The following is an 18,525-nucleotide window of genomic DNA, read 5'->3' on the forward strand; positions in this document are numbered from 1 at the left end:
GTGTTCTCAACGCCATCTCATCAGAGGTCCGGGACGATTCGCCGCAGGGCGGGTGGCACCATCGCGCCCAAAAACATTGCATTGCATACGCAATATGCGATTGGTTGCCGATCCGCAACTAATCGCATATTCGAAGGTAAGTCCCATTCACGCCGCGTTCGCGGCTTGCCCGCATTCCACCGCTTACGCCATGCGCCAGACGACCACGGCCTGGGACCCGCTGCCGTCGTCCGTCCCACCGTCGTCATACCGTTCGCGGCGCGCGGGCAGCGCCCGGGGGTCGACGTGAATCTGCCGACGCCACCGACGGGCACTGCCGCTGCGTTCGATTTCCACGATGCCGCCGTCCGCGTCCGCGGCGAACACGCTGGAGCCGGAGGGTTTGCGCAGACGGGCCACCTGCCGGCGCAGCTCGCGATTCTCCTCCTCCAACTCGAGGATGCGGGTGATGCCGGCCAGGTTGATGCCCTCATCCTGGCTGAGCTGCTGCGCATGCGCCAGACGCGAGACGTCGCGCAGGGAGTAGCGACGGGCGCCGCCATCGGTCCGCTGCGGCACCACGAGTCCGAGACGGTCGTACTGGCGGAGGGTCTGCGGGTGAATGTGGGCCAGTTCGGCGGCGCGGCCGACCGTGAACACAGGCAGCTCGACATCGAACCCCACCTCGCTGGCACCGTCGAGGTGCGCGCGTCCGGAGACCAGCGCCACGGCGCACATCTCATACAGCTGCCGCACCTGCTGCGCCACCCGTGCCATACGCCCTCCTAGTTACTTACCGTTGCGAGGCGAGTTCGTCCGCAAAACCGCCGGATTCCTTGTCGAATTCCTTGGCCGCCCGCTTGAGTCCCATGCCGGGCTTGGCGGGCACACGGATCTCCACGCGGCCGATCAGATCGCCGGTGCCGCGTGAGGCCTGCACGCCCTTGCCGGACACGCGAACCTCCGTGCCACTCGATGAACCGGCAGGAACCTTGAAGGTCACCGATTCGCCGTCGATATCCCGAGCCTCGACCTTGGCGCCGCACACGGCCTCGCCCACGGTCACGGGCAAGGTCATGACCAGGTCATGGCCGCGCAGCATGAAGCGGTCATCGGGTTTGACGCTCAACTCCAGATACAGGTCGCCGGCCTTGCCACCGTTACGGCCGGGCTTGCCCTTGCCGGCCAGTCGGATCTTCTGACCGTCCTTGACCCCGGCGGGGATGTGCGTCTTGAACTTCTTGCCGTCCACGCTCAGGGACACCGTGGCGCCCTTGACCGCCTGACGGAACGTCAGCGTGACCTTCGAGTTGCGGTCCTCGCCGTTCTCGGGACGAGACGCCTCCTGATACCCACCGTACGGCGACCCGCCATAGGCGCCGCCGGCAGGTCCGGCACCGCCACCGAACATCGAGAAGATGTCGTTGATGTTCGTCGGGCCTCCGCCGTTGGTCTGGAAGCGGATGTGCGAGCCGTTGCCGCCGCCGAACATCGAACCGAAGATGTCGGAGAAGCCGCCGGCATCGAACCCGCCGCCCCCGGCACCGCCGGCGAAGCGCGCCCCGCCCATGCCGAACTGGCGGATGGCGTCGTACTTCTGGCGGCTGTCCTTGTTGCTCAGCACATCGTAGGCCTCGGAGATGTCCTTGAACTTCTCCTCGGCCTCCTTGGTCTTGTTCAGATCCGGATGGTATTGGCGAGCGAGCTTGCGGTAGGCCTTGGTGATCTCCTGGTCGCTGGCGTCCTTGGAGACACCGAGGACCTTGTAGAAATCCTTGGAGAGCCATTCATTCTCAGCCATTCTCGCTGCCTCCTTTCGTTGCGAAAATCATGAGTTTGTACAGATGCCGGGTGCCCCGCGAATGGGAGAGGCGCCCGGCCACACGTAGCGTAAATCAGTAGGGGCGGTAGGGCCGGCCGCACGGGTCATCCGCCTCAGCGGCCGCCCTGCCGATCACTCAGGCCTGTGGAGAAGCGACCACCACACGCGCGGCGCGAATCACTCGATCGCCGATGCGGTAGCCCGCCTCGACCACGGTGTCCACGATCTCCTTGTCGGCGGTCGGGTCCGGTCTGTGCAGGATCGCGTCGTGACGGGTCGGGTCGAAGTCCTCGCCCTTCTCGCCGAACTTCTCCACGCCGAACTTCTCGAAGGCCTTGTCGATCTTGGCGGAGACGGCCTTGAAGGAGTCGTCCATCTCGCTGTGCTCGCGGATGCGGTCGATGTCGTCGAGCGCGGGCAGCAGTGCGGTGAGCACGTCGATGATGCCGTGCTGGCGGAAGCGCTCCTGCTCCTTGGCCGCGCGGTTGCGGTAGTTGATGAACTCCGCACGCTCGCGTTGCAACGCCTCCAGGTATTCGGCGGCTTCCTGCTTGGCCTTGCCCAGCGGGGTCAGCGTGTCCTCGGCGGGCTCGGATCCGGACTCGGACTGGGACTTGTCGCCGGAGTCGGCACCGGCGGCCGCATCCTGCTCGGTCTGCGCGTCGCCGTCGGCCGGGACCGACGCCCCGGTCTCGGAGCCGTCTCCGGCATCGCCCGCACCCGGCGCAGCCTGGCCGTCGACCGGGGCCGTGCCGTCGGCGGGGGCCGACCCGGCCGGGGCCGACGCCGCGGTCTTGTCCGCGAAGTCGTCGGCGTCCGGCAGGTCGTTGAGGTAATCGTCCTTGTTGAACTCAGCCATGATTACCGGCCCTTATTACTTGTTGTCCTTGTCGTCGTCCACGACCTCGGCGTCCACCACGTCGTCGTCGCCACCGTTGTCGGCGGCGCCCGACGCGCCCGCGGCATCCGCGGCGCCCTGCTGGGCGTACAGCGCCTGGCCGATCTTCTGGGCGGCGGTCATCAGCTCGGTCTGCTTGGTCTTGATGGCCTCGATGTCCTCACCCTTCAGGGCTTCCTTGAGCTCGTTGACCTTGTCGGTGACCTCCTTGGCCACGTCGTCGGAGAGCTTGTCCTTGTTGTCGTTGACGAGCTTCTCGGTCTGGTAGGCGAAGGACTCGGCCTGGTTGCGGGTCTCGGCGTCCTCGCGGCGCTTCTTGTCCTCGGCCTCGTGGGCCTCGGCCTCCTTGACCATGCGGTCGATCTCGTCCTTCGGCAGGCCCGAGCCGCCGGTGATCGTCATCGACTGCTCCTTGCCGGTGCCCTTGTCCTTGGCGGACACGTGCACGATGCCGTTGGCGTCGATGTCGAAGGTCACCTCGATCTGCGGGATGCCGCGCGGCGCCGGGGCGATGCCGGTCAGCTCGAAGGTGCCCAGCGGCTTGTTGTCGCGCGCGAACTCACGCTCGCCCTGGTAGACCTGGATGAGCACGGACGGCTGGTTGTCCTCGGCGGTGGAGAACACCTCGGAACGCTTGGTCGGGATGGCGGTGTTGCGGTCGATGAGCTTGGTCATGATGCCGCCCTTGGTCTCGATGCCGAGGCTCAGCGGGGTCACGTCGATCAGCAGGACGTCCTTGCGGTCGCCCTTGATGACGCCGGACTGCACGGCGGCGCCGACGGCCACGACCTCGTCCGGGTTCACGGACTGGTTCGCTTCCTTGCCGCCGGTCAGCTCCTTGACCAGGTCCTTGACGGCCGGCATACGGGTCGAACCGCCGACCAGCACCACATGGTCGATGCCGCTCACGCCGATGCCGGCGTCGGCCAGCACGTTGTTGAACGGGGTGCGGCAGCGGCCCAGCAGGTCGGAGGTCATCTCCTCGAAATGGGCACGGGTCAGGGTCTCGTCCAGGTGCACCGGGGTGCCGTCCGGGGTCATGGCCAGGTACTGCATGGAGATGGTGGTGGAGGTCGAGCTCGACAGCTCCTTCTTAGCCTGCTCGGCGGCTTCCTTCAGGCGCTGCAGCGCGATCTTGTCCTTGGCCAGATCCACGCCGTACTTGTTCTTGACCTCGGTGACCAGCCAGTCGATGATCTTCTGATCCCAGTCGTCGCCGCCCAGACGGTTGTCACCGTTGGTGGCCTTGACCTGGATGGTGGAGAAGCCGTCCTCGTCCTTGCCGATCTCCAGCAGGGACACGTCGAAGGTGCCGCCGCCCAGATCGAAGACCAGGATGCGCTCGTCCTCCTTGCCCTTCTCCAGACCGTAGGCCAGGGCGGCCGCGGTCGGCTCGTTGATGATGCGCAGCACGTTCAGACCGGCGATGGTGCCGGCGTCCTTGGTGGCCTGGCGCTGGGCGTCGTTGAAGTACGCCGGGCAGGTGATGACCGCGTCGGTCACCGGCTCGCCCAGGTAGGCCTCGGCGTCGCGCTTGAGCTTCATCAGGATCTGCGCGGAGATCTCCTGCGGGGTCCACTTCTTGCCGTCGATCTCGACGGTCCAGTCGGTGCCCATGTGGCGCTTGACCGAGCTGATGGTGCGGTCCACGTTGGTCACGGCCTGGCGCTTGGCCACCTCGCCGACGAGGATCTCGCCGGACTTGCTGAACGCCACGACCGACGGCGTGGTGCGCGAGCCCTCGGCGTTCACGATGACGGTGGGTTCACCGCCTTCCAGCGTGGCGATGCAGGAATTGGTGGTTCCCAGATCGATGCCTACTGCACGTCCCATAATGTTCGCTCCTTTATTCGTTGTCAGTTACGTCCTACGCCCAGGTTCTGGGTGCTTCCAAAACTTGAGCCTACACCACTCAACTTTACGGCGCAAGTGTTTATTCCCGGATTGGGGAGGAATTTTCTGGCACGGCGGCAAAGACCGCCGTCCGCCTCACCGGCTCCGGCATCCGCACGGGCGAGCGCTTCACCGCGCCACCGGACCAGGCGAGGGCCGTCCTGCATGGCGTTCGCGCGGACACGACGGTCCGGCGCGTGCCGCTGCCGGCCAAGCGCGCGAAAAGCCCTGCGGCATCAGTTCGCGCCTGGCCCGACTCACGATCCGACGGTTCGATGCGAATGCGCCCCGCGGCCTTACCCTTACGGTCGCGGGGCGCATTCAAGACGGACAGTCAGAAACCATCAACGCCTTTCGGCAGAACCAAAGCGGCGGGACTTGATCGTCCGAACCGCCAGGCCGGTGGAGACCAGAGCCGCGGCCAGCACCACCACGCCGATGATGGCCACACCGGTCTTGCCCAGCGGGCTCGCGGCCGAGGCATTCCCGGCGGCGTTGGCGTTGCCGCCGGTCGGCTTGCCGGGGATGACCTCGGAGGTCGTCTGGGCGGGAATCTGAATCTCCTTGTCCAGCGCCACACCGGTCTGGCGGCCGGTCACCGTGACCTTGTAGGTCTTGCCTTCCGTGACCTTGTCGGTCAGTTCCACCGACGTGGTCTGCATGGTACGGACGCGCTCACCGGAAACCGGGTCGCCGTCAACGGACTGGGCGACCACCTGGCCGGTGGCGGCATCGGTGACCGCGTAGGAGAAGGAGGCGTCGCCGTTCAGGCCGGTCACGTCGAGCGAAACCTTGCCGTCCTTGACGTTGACGGCGTAATCCATGCCGGCGGACAGGTTCTTGTAGTCGTCGGCGGTGGAGGCAAGCCCCAACGCCTTGGCGATGGTGTAGAAGTTGTCGGTCTGGTCGGTCAGGCCGTTGACGCGCTGGGCGCCGGGGCCGGAGGCGGCGATGCGCAGCTGGGTGCCGGTGTGGGACATCGAGCTTTCGACCTCGTCGAACTTCGGGGCATCATCGTTGGCGTACATCTGGTCGGGCGAGGTGCCGTAGGCCACGGTGATCTTGGCGCCGTCGATCGGGGACTTGAGCACCGTGCTCAGCGCGTAGTTCGGCTGCTCCTCCACGATCTGGCTGGTGTGCGCGTGATCGGCGGTCACGATGATCAGCGTTTCGTTCAGGTCCACCTTGTCGAGCGCGGCGGAGATGGCCTTGTCCAGGTCGTCGGTCTCGCCGATCTGGCCGCAAGCGTTGGCGTTGTGGTCCTGCTTGTCGATCGAGGCGCCCTCGACCTGCAGGAAGAAGCCGTTGCTCTGGCCGTTCGGGTTGGCCTCGAGCAGGTCGATGGCCTTGCGCGTCATGTCGGCCAGGGAGGCGGAGTTGCCGTTGGCGTTCTTGTTGCCGAGCCAGTCGGGGTTGGTGGAGCACTTGATCGGGTTCTCGTCCTTGGCCGGGTCCTTCTTGGTGGCCACGCTCGGCGCGAACTGGGTCTGCAGGTTGCCGTCGGCCATCAGGGCCAGCACCGGCTTGCCGTCATACTGCAGGGCGTTGAGCGCGTCGACGTCCTTCTCCACGGTTTCATAGCCCATCGCCTTGGCCTGATCCCACACGGTCATGCCGGCGTACTCGCCGCCCTGCACGGTCTGGTGCAGATACTTGGCGCCGCCGCCGATCGTCACGTCGGCGCGGGTGTCGAGCATCTGCTCGGAGATCGAGCCGATGCCGCCGTTCTCCTTGAGCTGGGCGACCTCGCACTGGTCGGCGGCGTTGTTGCTGGAGCCGTCGGTCTTGCCCTGCGGTCCATAGCAGGAGCGCAGCGTGGAATGCGACATCTGGGCTGCCGGGGTGGCGTCCTGAATTTCGGAGGTGGTCACATTGCCGGTGGCCTTGCCGGCGGCCTTGGCCAACTCGGTCAGGTTCATCTGCGGGGTGCCGTAGACATCCACGTCCAGCGCGTTGTTGTAGGTCTTGGTACCGGTGGCCCATGCGGAGCCGGAGGCTGCGGAGTCGGTCACCGGGGTGACGGTCGGCTTGCCCTTGTCCTGGATGCCGTTGCCGAGCGAGAACGTGGTGTACTGGCCGGTGCCGACGGTGGTGTCGCCGTACGAGGACGGCTGGCCGATCTTGTCAAGACCGTCGAATGAGCCGTTCGCGCCGTGCAGGTAGTCGCGGGCGACGGTGATCTCAGAATCGCCCATGCCGTCGCCGATGAACAGGATGACGTTCTTGGCGTTCTGGTTGCCGTACATGCCGGCGATGCGCTGCGCGGCGCCGTGGCCGGCCAGTTCGGCGGCGGGCTTGCCGTTGGTCGCATAGGCCATGCCGCTGACGCCAGCGAGCATGGCGGTGGCGACGAGCGCCGCCACGGTTCCCTTCAACACGTGATGCTTGTTCACTTCATGCCTCTTTTCGTTGGCTTCACGACGAGGCCGGCCGCGTTCCCCACGGGTTACGACCGCCCTCGGGATTCCGGTCATGTCAGGCTTCCCGACCCTTCCGGCTTCTCCACCACGCACGATAGGACGCCAAACCGTCGCCCAGCTGACGGAATCGCCACGCAATGGTGAACAATCGCAATGGGCGACGAACTCTCCATGAACCGCAAGCGACTACGTATCCGGGCCTCGGTGTTACATGCGGGATTGCGGTCCTCGTCGACTGAAAGTTGGAAAAGTGGCAAATCCACCACCAAAACTGGTTGGAACAATGGCAGCACAACGCTAGACGGCGTGTTGTCGCAGCCATGCGACAACACGGACGTTTGGAGCTAACGGTCAAAGAACTCGTTGTGAAGCGTGGAGCAGCTTCGCACTACCTCCAACTTTAAAACAGGACCGGCGGAATTCCGCCGGTCCTGAATGTGAAACCCGAGGTAGTGCGAACCACCGCTGGGGATCAACCCCTCAGCAGTACCTCTTCCAAGGCGCCGATCACGCTTTCGGGCATATGCGACTGGAAGAAGTCACGCTCGTTGCGCTGCTCGCGCTCCAGCGTGCGCAGCCCCGGAATCGCGGCCACACCGTAGCGGCTGATCTGCGCCATGGCATGCTCCTTGGTGGTGTACAGCATCTGCGCGTCAAACAGGATGCGTTCGCAGTCCGCCTCGACCGGGGATTCGGCCAGGGCAAGCCCTTGCGGGAACAGCACCTGGATCCGCGCCGAGGAGGGCACGTCGACCAGCTTCACGCTCAGGCTCATCGTCTCCGCATCGTAATCCACCACCGTGGTGCCGACCAGGTCCTTGTCCCAGGCTTCGCCGCCGACGATCACCTGCATGGCCGAACGGGCCACGCCACGGAAGATCAGGGTCCAGTCACGCCGTTCCGGCACCACCGACGTGTTGCCGGTCGGCGCTTCGATGACGAATTGCGGGGAGCGCCCATCATCCCACTGCCAGGTCATGGCGGTCACGGCCGTGGCGGATTCCTGCGCTGCAGCGGCATCGGCGCACACATCGCAGAACTCGCCGGAGTCCTCGCGCATGGCGAACGAGCCGTCCGCACCGGGGAAGATCACCACATCCAACGCACGCGGGTTCACGGTCATATCCGAAAGCGGATCGGACTGCATCGGCACGATGCCGCCGGCCTTTGTGAACACCGGAATCCGGTCGATTGTGCGCCACACCGCCAGGCGGCGGCCCGCCGGATCGGCAGCCGTATAGCGGCGACCGTCGAAGAAATCGAACCAGTCGCCCTGCGGCAGCCAGGCATCGGCCTTACCGCGCATCGAGGCCTTGTCCATCGGATCGACCACCGGCGCCACCACCAGCTCGGTGCCGAAGCGGAACTCGTCGGGCACCTCGTAGGACTCGCCCAGATTCGGGTTGGCCCAGTACATCGGTTCGACGATCGGATCGCCGTCCACGGCGGCACGCCAGTTCATCGTGTACAGGTATGGCATCAGCGCCTGGCGCAGCCGCAGCACGTCCACCATCGCCGAACGCACCGGCTCGTGGAAGTTCCACGGTTCCTTGCCGGAGAACGGCGAGCAGCTGGAATGCAGGCGATTGATCGGGCTGAACGCGCCCAGCTGGTACCAACGGGCTTCCAGCTCCTCGTCACGGTAGCCGAACATGTGGCCGCCGATGTCGTGGCTCCACCAGCCGTAGCCGATGTTGCTCGCGGTTGAGGTGAAATACGGCTGGAACTTCAGCGACTTCCAGGTGATCACGGTGTCCCCGGAGAAGCCGACCGGGTAGCGCTGCGAGCCGGGGCCGGCGAAGCGCGAGAACGTCAGCGGCCAACGGCCGTCGCGGGCCGAGTCGCAGTAGTGCATGTGGTTGAGCACCCACAGCGGGTCCAGGCCGGGCTGGCGGGTCACGCCGCCCTGCTGCCAGTCGATCCACCAGAAGTCGATGCCGTCGGCCTCCAGGTCGTGGTGCATGTCGAAGTACGCCTGCACGAACTTCGGGTTGGTCAGGTCGAACTCGACCGGCTCCCGGGCCTCCGCATCCACGCCGACCGTGGCGGCGGCCTTGGCGTAGGGCTTCTCGAAGGCGCGGATGCCGTCGCGCGGATGGATGTTCACCGTGGTGCGCAGGCCGCGCTCGTGCAGGCCGTCCAGGAAGCGCTTGGGGTCGGGGAACAGCTTGGGGTTCCACGTGTAGCCAGTCCAGCCGGAGCCGTACTTGGGGTCGACGTCGTTCACCAGATGCCAGTCCATGTCGATCACCGACGTGGTGAACGGAATGCCTTCGCGCTTGAACCGGTCCATCAAGTCCAGGTACTCCTCCTCGGAGTACCGGTAGTAGCGGCTCCACCAGTTGCCCAACGCATAGCGGGGCAGCAACGGCGCCGGCCCGGAAAGCTTCTGGAAGTCGTGGACGGCCTCACGGTAGCGGCGGCCGTAGCCGAAGAAGTAGATGTCGGTTTCGCGATGGTCGCGCGGGGCAACGCCGATGCCGCCGTACGCCACGACGCCGTCGGGCAGGTTGCCGTCCGCGTCGGCGGTGACGAACACGTTCGACGCGGAATCATCCAGCACGGCCCAGCCATCGCGGGAGATCACGCCTTGTCCGAGCGGAATCGCGCCGTCGGCCTCATCGAGCGTGCGTGCGGTGCCGCCGAGATTGCCTTTGGGATCGTCGCCGTAATGCCAGGTGTTGAACTGCGAGTCCGGCACGCCCTTGACGACGATCGTCAGCCCCTCCTTGCTGAACGGCTTGCGGTCGTAGGTCAGACGCAACGCCGGCGTTTCGACGACGAGCATCCCGTCGCGTTCGCCGGTGGTGTAATCCACGGCACCAGACGGCAGGAAGGCGCGGTCGACGGCCATCAGCGTGGCTCGGTCCTCGAACTCGCCGCTGTCGGACCATTCCAAACGGATCAGGGATTCGGTGATCAGTCCGATGCGCCAGTGCTCACCTTGCAGCGTGGTGGCCGGATTCATTGCGGGATGCATGCCCCGCAGGAAGTGGTCAAAACCCTGAAAGTCCTGAGAAGACATGTGCTTCCAACTCCTTTGTTTCATTGTGTTTCAATGGATGATTACGCTTGCACGCAAGTATAGTGCAAACGTTCGCAAAACACGCCTTACTGTCATGCGCAGAAATTGCCACGCTTGCCGCGCCCTCCGGTGAAGGCCGTCACAGCGGGGCACGCCCGCCCCACCTTGTGCCCGAATCGGGGGATTCTTTCGTTGTTAGCGCAATCATAGGGCCAAAACGTAAGAATCCCCCGATTCGGACACAAGGGACGGGACCCGGATGGCGTCCGCCCGTCCGACCGAGGCCGCGGGGCTTAAGCTTCCGGTGTTTGGCCATCCCTGGGCCCGCCCCATCCGCCTGGGAGGGGCGGCTTACTTGCCGCTGCCGGTGGCGATGCCGGCGATGAACTGCTTCTGGAACACCATGTACACGATGATCACGGGGATAATCGCCAGCGAGGTGGCCGCGAACAGTCCGCCGTAGTCGGTGCCGTACTGGCCGTTGAACATCTTCAGGCCCACCGACAGCAGCATCTTGTCGCTATCGGTGATCATCAGGAACGGCCACAGATAGTCCTCCCAGTTCCACAGGAACGTGAAGATCGCGAGCGCGGCGATGCTGTTGCGGCTCATCGGCAGGATGATCTGGTGGAAGATGCGGGCGTCGCCGGCACCGTCCAGCTTGGCAGCCTCGATGATCTCGTCGGAGATCGAGCCGATGGACTGGCGGAACAGGAAGACGCCGAAGCCGGAGACCAGGCCGGGCACGATGAGCGAACGGTAGGTGTCGAGCCAGCCGAACTGCACCATCATCTCGTACTGGGGGATGATCGTGACGGCCCACGGCAGCATCATCGTGCTGAGCACCGCGCCGAACAGCACGTTGCGGCCGCGGAAGTGCATCTTGGAGAAGACGTAGCCGAGCACGGCGCTGATGTAGATGACGAGCACCGTCTTGACCGTGGCGATGAATACCGAGTTGGCGAACAGCCGGAAGAAGTTGAAGGTCTTCTGGATGTTGGCGTAGTTGTCGAGTGTCGTCGGCGCCGGGAAGATGCCGCCGGTGATCTTGACGATCTCGCTGTTCGGCGCGAACGACGAGACGAACATCCAGATGAACGGGACGATCGTGACGAGCGAGAGCGCGAACAGCAGGATGGTGACGACGATGGAGATTACCTTCTTGGTGCTTTTGGACATGTCACGCCTCCGTATTGTCACCCGACGCCTTGAACATCAGGATCGTCAGGATGCCGGTCAGCACGAACAGGATGACGCTCATCGCCGATGCCGTGCCGAAGTTGTACTTCTGGAACGCCTGGTCGTAGATCAGGTAGCTGATGGTGTAGGTGTCGGTGCCGGGGCCGCCCTTGGTCATCACGAGGATCTGCACATACGCCTGCAGGTAGGAGATCAGCGAGGTGATGACGATGAGCAGCGTGGTGGGCTTGAGCAGCGGCAGCGTGATCGACCGGAAGGTCTGCCACCAGTTGGCGCCGTCGATCTGCGCCGCCTCATACACGTCGCGCGGCAGCGCCATGATGCCTGCCAGATACAGCACGGTGGCGTAGCCGAAATCCTTCCAGATGGTCATGATGATGACCGCCGGCATGGCGTAGCGCGAATCGTTGAGCCAGCTGATGTCGAGTCCGGTGATCTTGTCGATCATGCCGAACTGCGGATCGAACATCCACATCCACACGAAGGAGACCGCCACCAGCGGGGTGATCGTCGGCATGTAGAACAGGCCGCGCAGCGTGTCCTTGCACTTGACGAGCTTGGAGCTCAGCAGCAGCGCCAGCGCCAGGCCCAGCACCACGCGGAACAGGATGGAGAAGAACGAGTAGATCGCGGTGTTCCACAGCGACTTCCAGAACAGGCCGTCGGTCAGCACGTTGACGAAGTTGTCGAACCCGACCCAGTCGTACTTGTCGATCAGCGGGTTCCAGTCGTGCAGGCTGCCCGCGAAGGCGCTGAAGATCGGGTATGCCATGAACACGGCGAAGTAGACGACGAGTGAGACCACGGCGATGTTGCGCATCGTGAAGATGCGGCCCAGCATCCGCCTGGCGCTCGAGACCTCCCCGGAGGCCGGCTGTGCGGCGCGCACCGCACTGTGATTGACGTTGGTCATGATGTGCGTTCCTCCTTAGTCCTTGCGCTCGTCATAGTGCGCGTAGCGGCTTTCCATCGAGGTGAAGTCGCTGTCTTCCATGTCGCTCATGATCAGCTCCTGCGAGTAGGCGACGGCCGAATCGACATCCTGACCCTTCTGCAACACGTTCTCGAACGCGATCTGCGGACTGGTCTCCAGGGTGGAGGGCGTCGGGCCCGGCCAGATCAGACGATCGAGGCGCGGGGCGATGGCGGCCATCATCGGGTTGTCGAGGATCTCCGGATCGTCCTGCAGGGACTTCTTGCCCGGGAACGAATTCAACACGTCGGAGGCGATGCGCATGTAGTCGTCGTTGGCCAGGATGAAACGGATGAAATCCTGGGCGACGGCCTTCTGTTCATCGCTCTGGTGGACGTTGATGCCGGGGGTGGACTCGCCGTTGTACCGGTCGTACGCGAACGGAGTCTCCTCGCTGAACGCCGGCGTGGGGAAGACGCCGTAGTTCACGTCCGGATAGTTGGTGGCCAACGTGCCGACGTAGGAGCCCCAGTCGTAGATCATCGCGGTCTGGTTGTTGCCGAAGCTCAGTTCGCGGTCATCGCCGAAGTTGACCGCGCCCACCTGGTACTCGTCGTACAGGGACTGCAGGAATTCGAGGTTCTCCTTGGTGGTCTCGCAATCGTAGTTGGCGGTGTGGCCGTCCTCCTGGAACATCAGCACGCCCTTTTGGTAGTTCAGCCCCTGCCAGGCCGCCTTGTAGCTGCCGTTGATGTTGAAACCGGCCTGCACCATCGTGTCCCCGTCGAACTTGGTGAGCTTCTGCGCCACCTCGATCAGCTCGTCCCACGTGGTCGGAATGTCGGCTTCCGTCAGTCCGGCCTCGGCCCACAGGTCCTTGTTGTAGAAGATGGCGCCGGTGTTGATGACCGAGTCGATGTACTTGACCTCGCCGTTCTCGTCGACATGGGTGTCGACGAATGTGTAGTCGGTCTCAAGGTCCTCGAGCGGAATGTCGTATGGCTCCATATGCGGGCGGATCAGCGCGTCATAGGAGTTGTGGACGTTGAACAGCACCGGGGCGTTCTTGTTGCCCTTGAGCGAGAGCGGCAGCTTGGTCCAATAGTCGTCCCATGCCACCACGTTGACGTCGATGCGGACGTTGGGATGGATCTTCTCGTACTGCTGAATCATCTGGTAGATCGGGTCGGTGGCGGCCTGCCCCCACGTCCAGTACTCCACGGTGATCGGCTGTCCGTCATTAACCAAATGGTTGGGGTCGTAGGTAATGGCGTCGCCCATCACCTCGAGGCCCTTGTCCGCTTGGGTATCGACCACAGGAGAGTCTTCGGCGGCACCGCAACCGGCAAAACCGATGATGCCACCGGTTGCAACGAGTGCCGCCACCATGCGTTTGATATTCATGGACGCTTACTCCTTCGTAAGACTTTCATTATGGACAACACCAGTATATGCCACCGGTTGAACCACTGGAAACACTTGTTTTACTCAACTAATTTGACTATGTTCTGCAACCCGTTGCAATACTTGGAAAATTCTTCGGCATAAAACCGGTTCGGCTCACATCCTCCGGCGTGTCGCACCTGCATACACAGCCTGCGGCCCGCGGATCAAGGATCAGGCTCCGCCGAAACCATCGCATCCCGCACACGGCCTCAGCATTCCGCCGCGTCAATCCCAGACCTCGCGCGGATCCCACCCAAGGCGGACCCGACCCGCAGCCCCCGTCGCCGAACCTCACCGCAGACCGCTCGGACACCCGCCGCTACACCTTGACTCGCGTACGATAGAATTGCAACATGCAGTCACCCAACCATGCACTGCATAAACCAAGTCCGCAATACCGCGCCATACTGCCCCGCAGCGGCATTGCCACCGATTGCAAAGAGGACGTATGAAAGCAAGCGTCAACGATGTGGCCGAACGGGCCGGCGTCTCCGTCTCCACGGTCTCCCGCGCATTCACCCGCCCCGAGCTGGTCTCCGAACGCACCCGGAAGAAGGTGCTGCAGGTGGCCGACGAGCTGAACTTCTCCGTCTCCCGCTCCGCCGTTGCGCTCAAACGCGGCCAAACCTTCCGCATCGCACTGCTGGCGGGCGGGCATATCGACTGGTTCTCCGCCCGGATTCTGGAAGGGCTGAACTCGGTGCTGCACGACACCGGCTATGACTTCTCGATTTACGCCATCACCCATGACGAGGAGCGCGCGCGATTCTTCGAGCAGCTGCCGGTGCGCCGCAACGCCGACGCAATCATCGTCTCCTCGTTCAACCTCAGCCCGGACGAAACCGACCGACTGCACGCCATGGGTATCCCGATCGTCGGCATCAACGCGGTCTCGCCGGGCGAGTTCGATGCCTCAATCAGCATCGACGACACCGCCGCCATCCAGATTCTGGTTCGGCACCTGGTCGCCCTCGGCCACCGTCGCATCGCCTACCTGTACGAGGAGGCCATCTCCCCGCTCCGGTTCAGCTCCCACCAGCGTGTCACCGGGTTCACCCAGCTGTGCGACGAGCTCGATGGCGTGACCGGCACCGCCATCGCCGTCAGGCACGGCGACGACTGCGCCAATGTGGCGGTCACGACGCTGCTCAGCCAGCCGAACCCGCCGACCGCCATCTGCGTGCATCAGGATTCCTGGGCGATTCCGTTGTTCTTCCGCCTGCCCCGTTACGGCATCCGCATCCCCGACGACCTGTCCGTCACCGGATTCGACGACAGCGACTTCGCCGAGGAGGTCGGGCTGACCACCGTCCGCCAACTCCCCCGGGACATGGCGGCCACCGCCGCGCGCATGGCGCTGGACCTCATCAATGGTAGGACGCCCGAACACCGCCACATCACCGCACCCGTGCAGCTGATGCTACGCAGCTCCACCGCCGCCCCGCGCGCCTGAGCGCGCGGGGCGCGGGAAGCGCTCTGGCTCAGATCATCATCCACACGGTGGTATCGGCGGGCAGGATGAACCCGCTGATCGGCTCCGAGGAAAAGATGATCTCGCCGGCCGGCAGCTCCACGGGATCCGGCCCAAAATTGGTGATGCTGGCGAAGCGGTCGCCGCCCTCATCGGCGCTGACGCGCGAATACGCCACCACCTGGCCCGCCTTGTCGCCGAACTCGGACTCCCCGATCCAACGGATCGACGTGTCGCCGGTCGGCGTGAGCATCCGCTGACGGAACGCGATGGCCCTGCGGTACAGGTTGAGCATCGAGTCCGGATCGGAATCCTCCACGTCAGCGGCGAAGTCCTTGTACCACAGCGGCTGGGGCAGATGCGGATCGGCGGCGGGCGTACCGTCGGGGCGCGTGGCAGGCGAGAACCCGAACGAGGCACCGGTGCCGAACTTCGCGTCCCACGGCGCCGGGGTCGGCGTATCGGCGGCGACCCACGGCAACGGCACACGGCAGCCGTCGCGCCCTTTGGCCGTACGGCCGTGGTCGGTGCGGAACGGGGTCGGGTCCTCCAGGCGGTCCCACGGTATATCCGCCACCTCGAACAGGCCCAGTTCTTCGCCCTGATACACGTACACGGAGCCGGGCAGGCCGAGCTCCATCATGATGGCGGCGCGGGCGCGGCGGGTGCCGAGCGTGCGGTCCTCGATGAAGTTCGAGCCGCTGCGCAACAGCCACGCATCGGCCAGCTGGTGGTACCACTGCGTCTTCACCTGCGGCAGGCCGTATCGGCTGGCATGGCGGACCACGTCATGGTTGCTCATCACCCACGTGGTTGTGGAGCCGGATTCCTCGGCGGATTCCAGACCTTCGCGGATAGCGGTGCGGAAGTCCTCTGCGAACCAGTCGGCCTTGGCGAACTCGAAGTTGAACACCTGCCCCAGCTCCTCCTCGGAGGCGTACAGGTGCTGGTGTTCGGGCACCACCCAGGCCTCGCCGACGGCGAAGCGCGGCGGGTCGTATTCGTTGAAGACCTCGCGCCATTCGCGGTAGATGTCATGCACCTCGGGGCGGTCCCACAACGGATTCGTGCCGTCATGGCACAGCCCCTCCAACGGGTTGCCCCTCAACGCCAGCTCGGTCAGCGGGGCGCTGTCGAGGTCCTTGGCCAGACCATGCGCCACGTCGATGCGGAAGCCGTCGGCGCCATGGTCGGACCAGAAGCGCAGGGTCCTCTTGAACTCCTCGTGGACCTCCGGGTTCTTCCAGTTGAGGTCGGGCTGCTCCTTGGCGAACATGTGCAGGTACCACTGGCCGTCCGGCACCCGTTCCCACGCGCCGCCGCCGAAGATCGACTGCCAGTCGTTCGGCGGCAGTTCGCCGTGCTCGCCCCGGCCATCCCGGAAGATGTACCGGTCGCGGGCGGGGGAACCGGGCTCCGCCGCCAGCGCCTCCTGGAACCAGACGTGTCCATCGGAGGTGTGGTTCGGCACGATGTCCACGATCACCTTCACGCCGGCCTCGTGCGCGGCGGCGGCCATCGCGTCGAAGTCGTCCATGGTGCCCAGACGCGGATCCACGTCACGGTAATCGATGACGTCGTAGCCGCCGTCGGCCAGCTCGGACGGATAGAACGGCGAGAGCCAGATGGCGTCCACGCCCAGTTCCTTCAAGTAAGGGATACGGTCGGCCACACCGGCGATGTCGCCCAGACCGTCGCCGTTCACGTCCTTGAAGCTGCGCGGGTAGACCTGGTAGACCACCGCTTGTTTCCACCAGTCCGCATGGGTGTTGTTCAGGGTCATATACAGCTCCTTTCGGCCACACATGATGTACAGCGCTGTCAACATCTGATCCGACGCAAATGCACCGTAATCCGAGTATCAGTGTAGCAAATAGTGCAAACGTTATCATCCGTGTTGCAGGTTCGCACTACCGCAGGGTTTCAATGGCGGCGGGTTGATATTCCGCCACGTGAAATTTCAGCCCCGAGGTAGTGCGAACACCGCCTTCATTTACTCCACTTCATCAACCACCTCAGCGGAAAATAATGTCAAGTTCTACACTTTTTTCACGGAAAAAAGTGTATACTTTTACACTAATTTCTGTTCATAGCCAAGGAGGATCCCATGCCGAACATGCGTCGCGCCATCAGCCACAAGCTTCAGGCATGGAGCGAGTCATCGCACCGCAAGCCCTTGGTGATTTTCGGCGCACGGCAGGTGGGGAAAACCTACGCCATCAAACAGCTTGCCTCAGACCGCTACGATTCTCTGGCCTACATCGACTTTTCCCGGGACGCCCGAGCAGCGGCCTTATTCGACGCTTCACTCGCGCCAGCCGAGCTCGTGCCCAAGCTGGAGGTTTTTCTGCATACCCTCATTGACCCCGATCGCACATTGATAGTCTTCGACGAAGTACAGTTGTGCGAAAGAGCGTTGACCTCGTTGAAATATTTCTGCGATGACGCACCGCAATACCACGTCGTGGCAGCCGGTAGTTTACTAGGCGTCGCCCTCAAACGCGAGCTGTACTCGTTCCCCGTCGGCAAGGTCGATTTACTGCAGCTGCGCCCATTGAGTTTTGAAGAGTTCCTGTGGGCACGCGGAGAAACACGTCTGGCCGACGCCATACGCGACGCGTATGAGAACGCCCCAGATCAGGCGTTCGCCCTGCATGATCGCGCCATGCAGCTTGTCCATGAATATGAGCTCATCGGCGGCATGCCGGAAATCGTCTCGGCATACGTCGCCAATGATGCCCCCGGCATCGACGCAATGGAATCTGCGCGCAACAAGCAGCAGGAAATCAACGTGGCATATCTCGCGGATATGGCCAAGTACGCCACACCCACGGAAACGCCGCGCATCATGGCCGTATGGAACAGCATTCCCCAGCAACTGGCCAAGGAGAACCATAAATTTCAGTACAAGCTCATCAAGTCGGGGGGCCGGGCTGCAACATACGAGAATGCCATCGCATGGCTGGACGCTGCGGGCATCATCATGCGATGCACCCAAGTCACCGAGGCCACGGCACCGCTGAAAACCTTCGAGAACAGTAGCTCGTTCAAGATATATACAGCTGATGTCGGATTGCTGTCGGCGCAGTATGAAGCCATCCCGCAGGATCTGGAACCGGCGACGGACAAGGCAGCCGGATTCCGCGGAGGCATCACCGAGAACTATGTGCTGCAGCAGCTCGTCGCCTCGGATTCATCCGTATATTACTGGGGTACTACCAGCAAAGCAGAGGTCGAATTCATCGCCCGCGCCAAACAAGGCGACGTCATCCCCATCGAGGTCAAGTCCGGACGCAACGTCACCGCCAGAAGCCTCGAATCATTCCGGGAACGCTACCATCCGCCGTATCTCGTGCGCGTCAGTGCACGTAACTTCGGTGTCGGCAACGGTATCCGCAGCATTCCCTTATATGCGGCTTGGCTTCTGGGGGAAGACCTCCAGTAGCGCAGAGGCAGGT

The 18,525-nt window shown here is 63.7% G+C and carries 12 protein-coding genes; 2 read left to right on the forward strand and 10 right to left on the reverse strand.

Annotated features, from left to right (window positions below; translation table 11 throughout):
* Nucleotides 1–183: 183 nt before the first annotated feature.
* From BIGA_RS07290 to BIGA_RS07330, 9 genes are all read right to left on the reverse strand, one after another.
* Nucleotides 184–756 carry a heat shock protein transcriptional repressor HspR gene (locus BIGA_RS07290; RefSeq protein ID WP_033507034.1) on the reverse strand — a complete coding sequence of 191 codons (573 nt, stop codon included), beginning with the start codon at nt 754–756 and terminating at the stop codon, nt 184–186.
* Between the two features lie 16 nt (nt 757–772).
* Nucleotides 773–1,780: a DnaJ C-terminal domain-containing protein gene (locus tag BIGA_RS07295; protein ID WP_033507032.1), complete on the reverse strand. Its 1,008-nt coding sequence runs from the start codon at nt 1,778–1,780 to the stop codon at nt 773–775.
* A 157-nt stretch (nt 1,781–1,937) separates the two neighbouring features.
* Nucleotides 1,938–2,660 carry a nucleotide exchange factor GrpE gene (grpE, locus tag BIGA_RS07300; protein WP_033507030.1) on the reverse strand — a complete coding sequence of 241 codons (723 nt, stop codon included), beginning with the start codon at nt 2,658–2,660 and terminating at the stop codon, nt 1,938–1,940.
* 15 nt (nt 2,661–2,675) lie between these two features.
* Nucleotides 2,676–4,532 (reverse strand): molecular chaperone DnaK, encoded by a 1,857-nt coding sequence (gene dnaK / locus BIGA_RS07305; protein WP_033507028.1) that lies wholly within the window; start codon nt 4,530–4,532, stop codon nt 2,676–2,678.
* A 404-nt stretch (nt 4,533–4,936) separates the two neighbouring features.
* A complete protein-coding gene (phoA, locus tag BIGA_RS07310; protein WP_033507026.1) occupies nt 4,937–6,985 on the reverse strand; it encodes an alkaline phosphatase in 2,049 nt (682 codons plus the stop codon).
* 499 nt (nt 6,986–7,484) lie between these two features.
* Nucleotides 7,485–10,037: a glycoside hydrolase family 31 protein gene (locus BIGA_RS07315; protein WP_033507024.1), complete on the reverse strand. Its 2,553-nt coding sequence runs from the start codon at nt 10,035–10,037 to the stop codon at nt 7,485–7,487.
* 351 nt (nt 10,038–10,388) lie between these two features.
* Nucleotides 10,389–11,216: a carbohydrate ABC transporter permease gene (locus BIGA_RS07320; RefSeq protein WP_033507022.1), complete on the reverse strand. Its 828-nt coding sequence runs from the start codon at nt 11,214–11,216 to the stop codon at nt 10,389–10,391.
* 1 nt (nt 11,217) lies between these two features.
* Nucleotides 11,218–12,150, reverse strand: coding sequence for a carbohydrate ABC transporter permease (locus BIGA_RS07325; protein ID WP_051917163.1), 933 nt, complete (start codon nt 12,148–12,150; stop codon nt 11,218–11,220).
* Nucleotides 12,151–12,165: 15 nt separating this feature from the next.
* Nucleotides 12,166–13,554, reverse strand: coding sequence for an ABC transporter substrate-binding protein (locus BIGA_RS07330; protein WP_033507020.1), 1,389 nt, complete (start codon nt 13,552–13,554; stop codon nt 12,166–12,168).
* A 490-nt stretch (nt 13,555–14,044) separates the two neighbouring features.
* On the opposite strand from BIGA_RS07330, the gene BIGA_RS07335 reads away from it, so the two are divergent.
* Nucleotides 14,045–15,049: a LacI family DNA-binding transcriptional regulator gene (locus BIGA_RS07335; RefSeq protein WP_033507018.1), complete on the forward strand. Its 1,005-nt coding sequence runs from the start codon at nt 14,045–14,047 to the stop codon at nt 15,047–15,049.
* 28 nt (nt 15,050–15,077) lie between these two features.
* On the opposite strand, the gene BIGA_RS07340 is transcribed toward BIGA_RS07335, so the two are convergent.
* Entirely contained in the window at nt 15,078–16,850 is a 1,773-nt protein-coding gene (locus tag BIGA_RS07340) for a glycoside hydrolase family 13 protein (protein WP_033507016.1), read from the reverse strand.
* Nucleotides 16,851–17,174: 324 nt separating this feature from the next.
* Between BIGA_RS07340 and BIGA_RS07345 the strand changes: the two genes are divergently transcribed.
* On the forward strand, nt 17,175–18,512 hold the full coding sequence (locus tag BIGA_RS07345; protein ID WP_051917164.1) for an ATP-binding protein: 1,338 nt from the start codon (nt 17,175–17,177) through the stop codon (nt 18,510–18,512).
* The last annotated feature ends 13 nt before the right edge of the window (nt 18,513–18,525 follow it).

Source organism: Bifidobacterium pullorum subsp. gallinarum (assembly GCF_000741215.1).
In the GTDB taxonomy this organism is placed as follows: domain Bacteria; phylum Actinomycetota; class Actinomycetes; order Actinomycetales; family Bifidobacteriaceae; genus Bifidobacterium; species Bifidobacterium pullorum_B.

Bases quoted from the DNA above. Each gene is read 5' to 3' on its own strand.
- BIGA_RS07290 (WP_033507034.1), bottom strand. From the start codon at position 756: ATGGCACGGGTGGCGCAGCAGGTGCGGCAGCTGTATGAGATGTGCGCC.
- BIGA_RS07295 (WP_033507032.1), bottom strand. From the start codon at position 1,780: ATGGCTGAGAATGAATGGCTCTCCAAGGATTTCTACAAGGTCCTCGGT.
- grpE (WP_033507030.1), bottom strand. From the start codon at position 2,660: ATGGCTGAGTTCAACAAGGACGATTACCTCAACGACCTGCCGGACGCC.
- dnaK (WP_033507028.1), bottom strand. From the start codon at position 4,532: ATGGGACGTGCAGTAGGCATCGATCTGGGAACCACCAATTCCTGCATC.
- BIGA_RS07315 (WP_033507024.1), bottom strand. From the start codon at position 10,037: ATGTCTTCTCAGGACTTTCAGGGTTTTGACCACTTCCTGCGGGGCATG.
- BIGA_RS07320 (WP_033507022.1), bottom strand. From the start codon at position 11,216: ATGTCCAAAAGCACCAAGAAGGTAATCTCCATCGTCGTCACCATCCTG.
- BIGA_RS07325 (WP_051917163.1), bottom strand. From the start codon at position 12,150: ATGACCAACGTCAATCACAGTGCGGTGCGCGCCGCACAGCCGGCCTCC.
- BIGA_RS07330 (WP_033507020.1), bottom strand. From the start codon at position 13,554: ATGAATATCAAACGCATGGTGGCGGCACTCGTTGCAACCGGTGGCATC.
- BIGA_RS07335 (WP_033507018.1), top strand. From the start codon at position 14,045: ATGAAAGCAAGCGTCAACGATGTGGCCGAACGGGCCGGCGTCTCCGTC.
- BIGA_RS07340 (WP_033507016.1), bottom strand. From the start codon at position 16,850: ATGACCCTGAACAACACCCATGCGGACTGGTGGAAACAAGCGGTGGTC.
- BIGA_RS07345 (WP_051917164.1), top strand. From the start codon at position 17,175: ATGCCGAACATGCGTCGCGCCATCAGCCACAAGCTTCAGGCATGGAGC.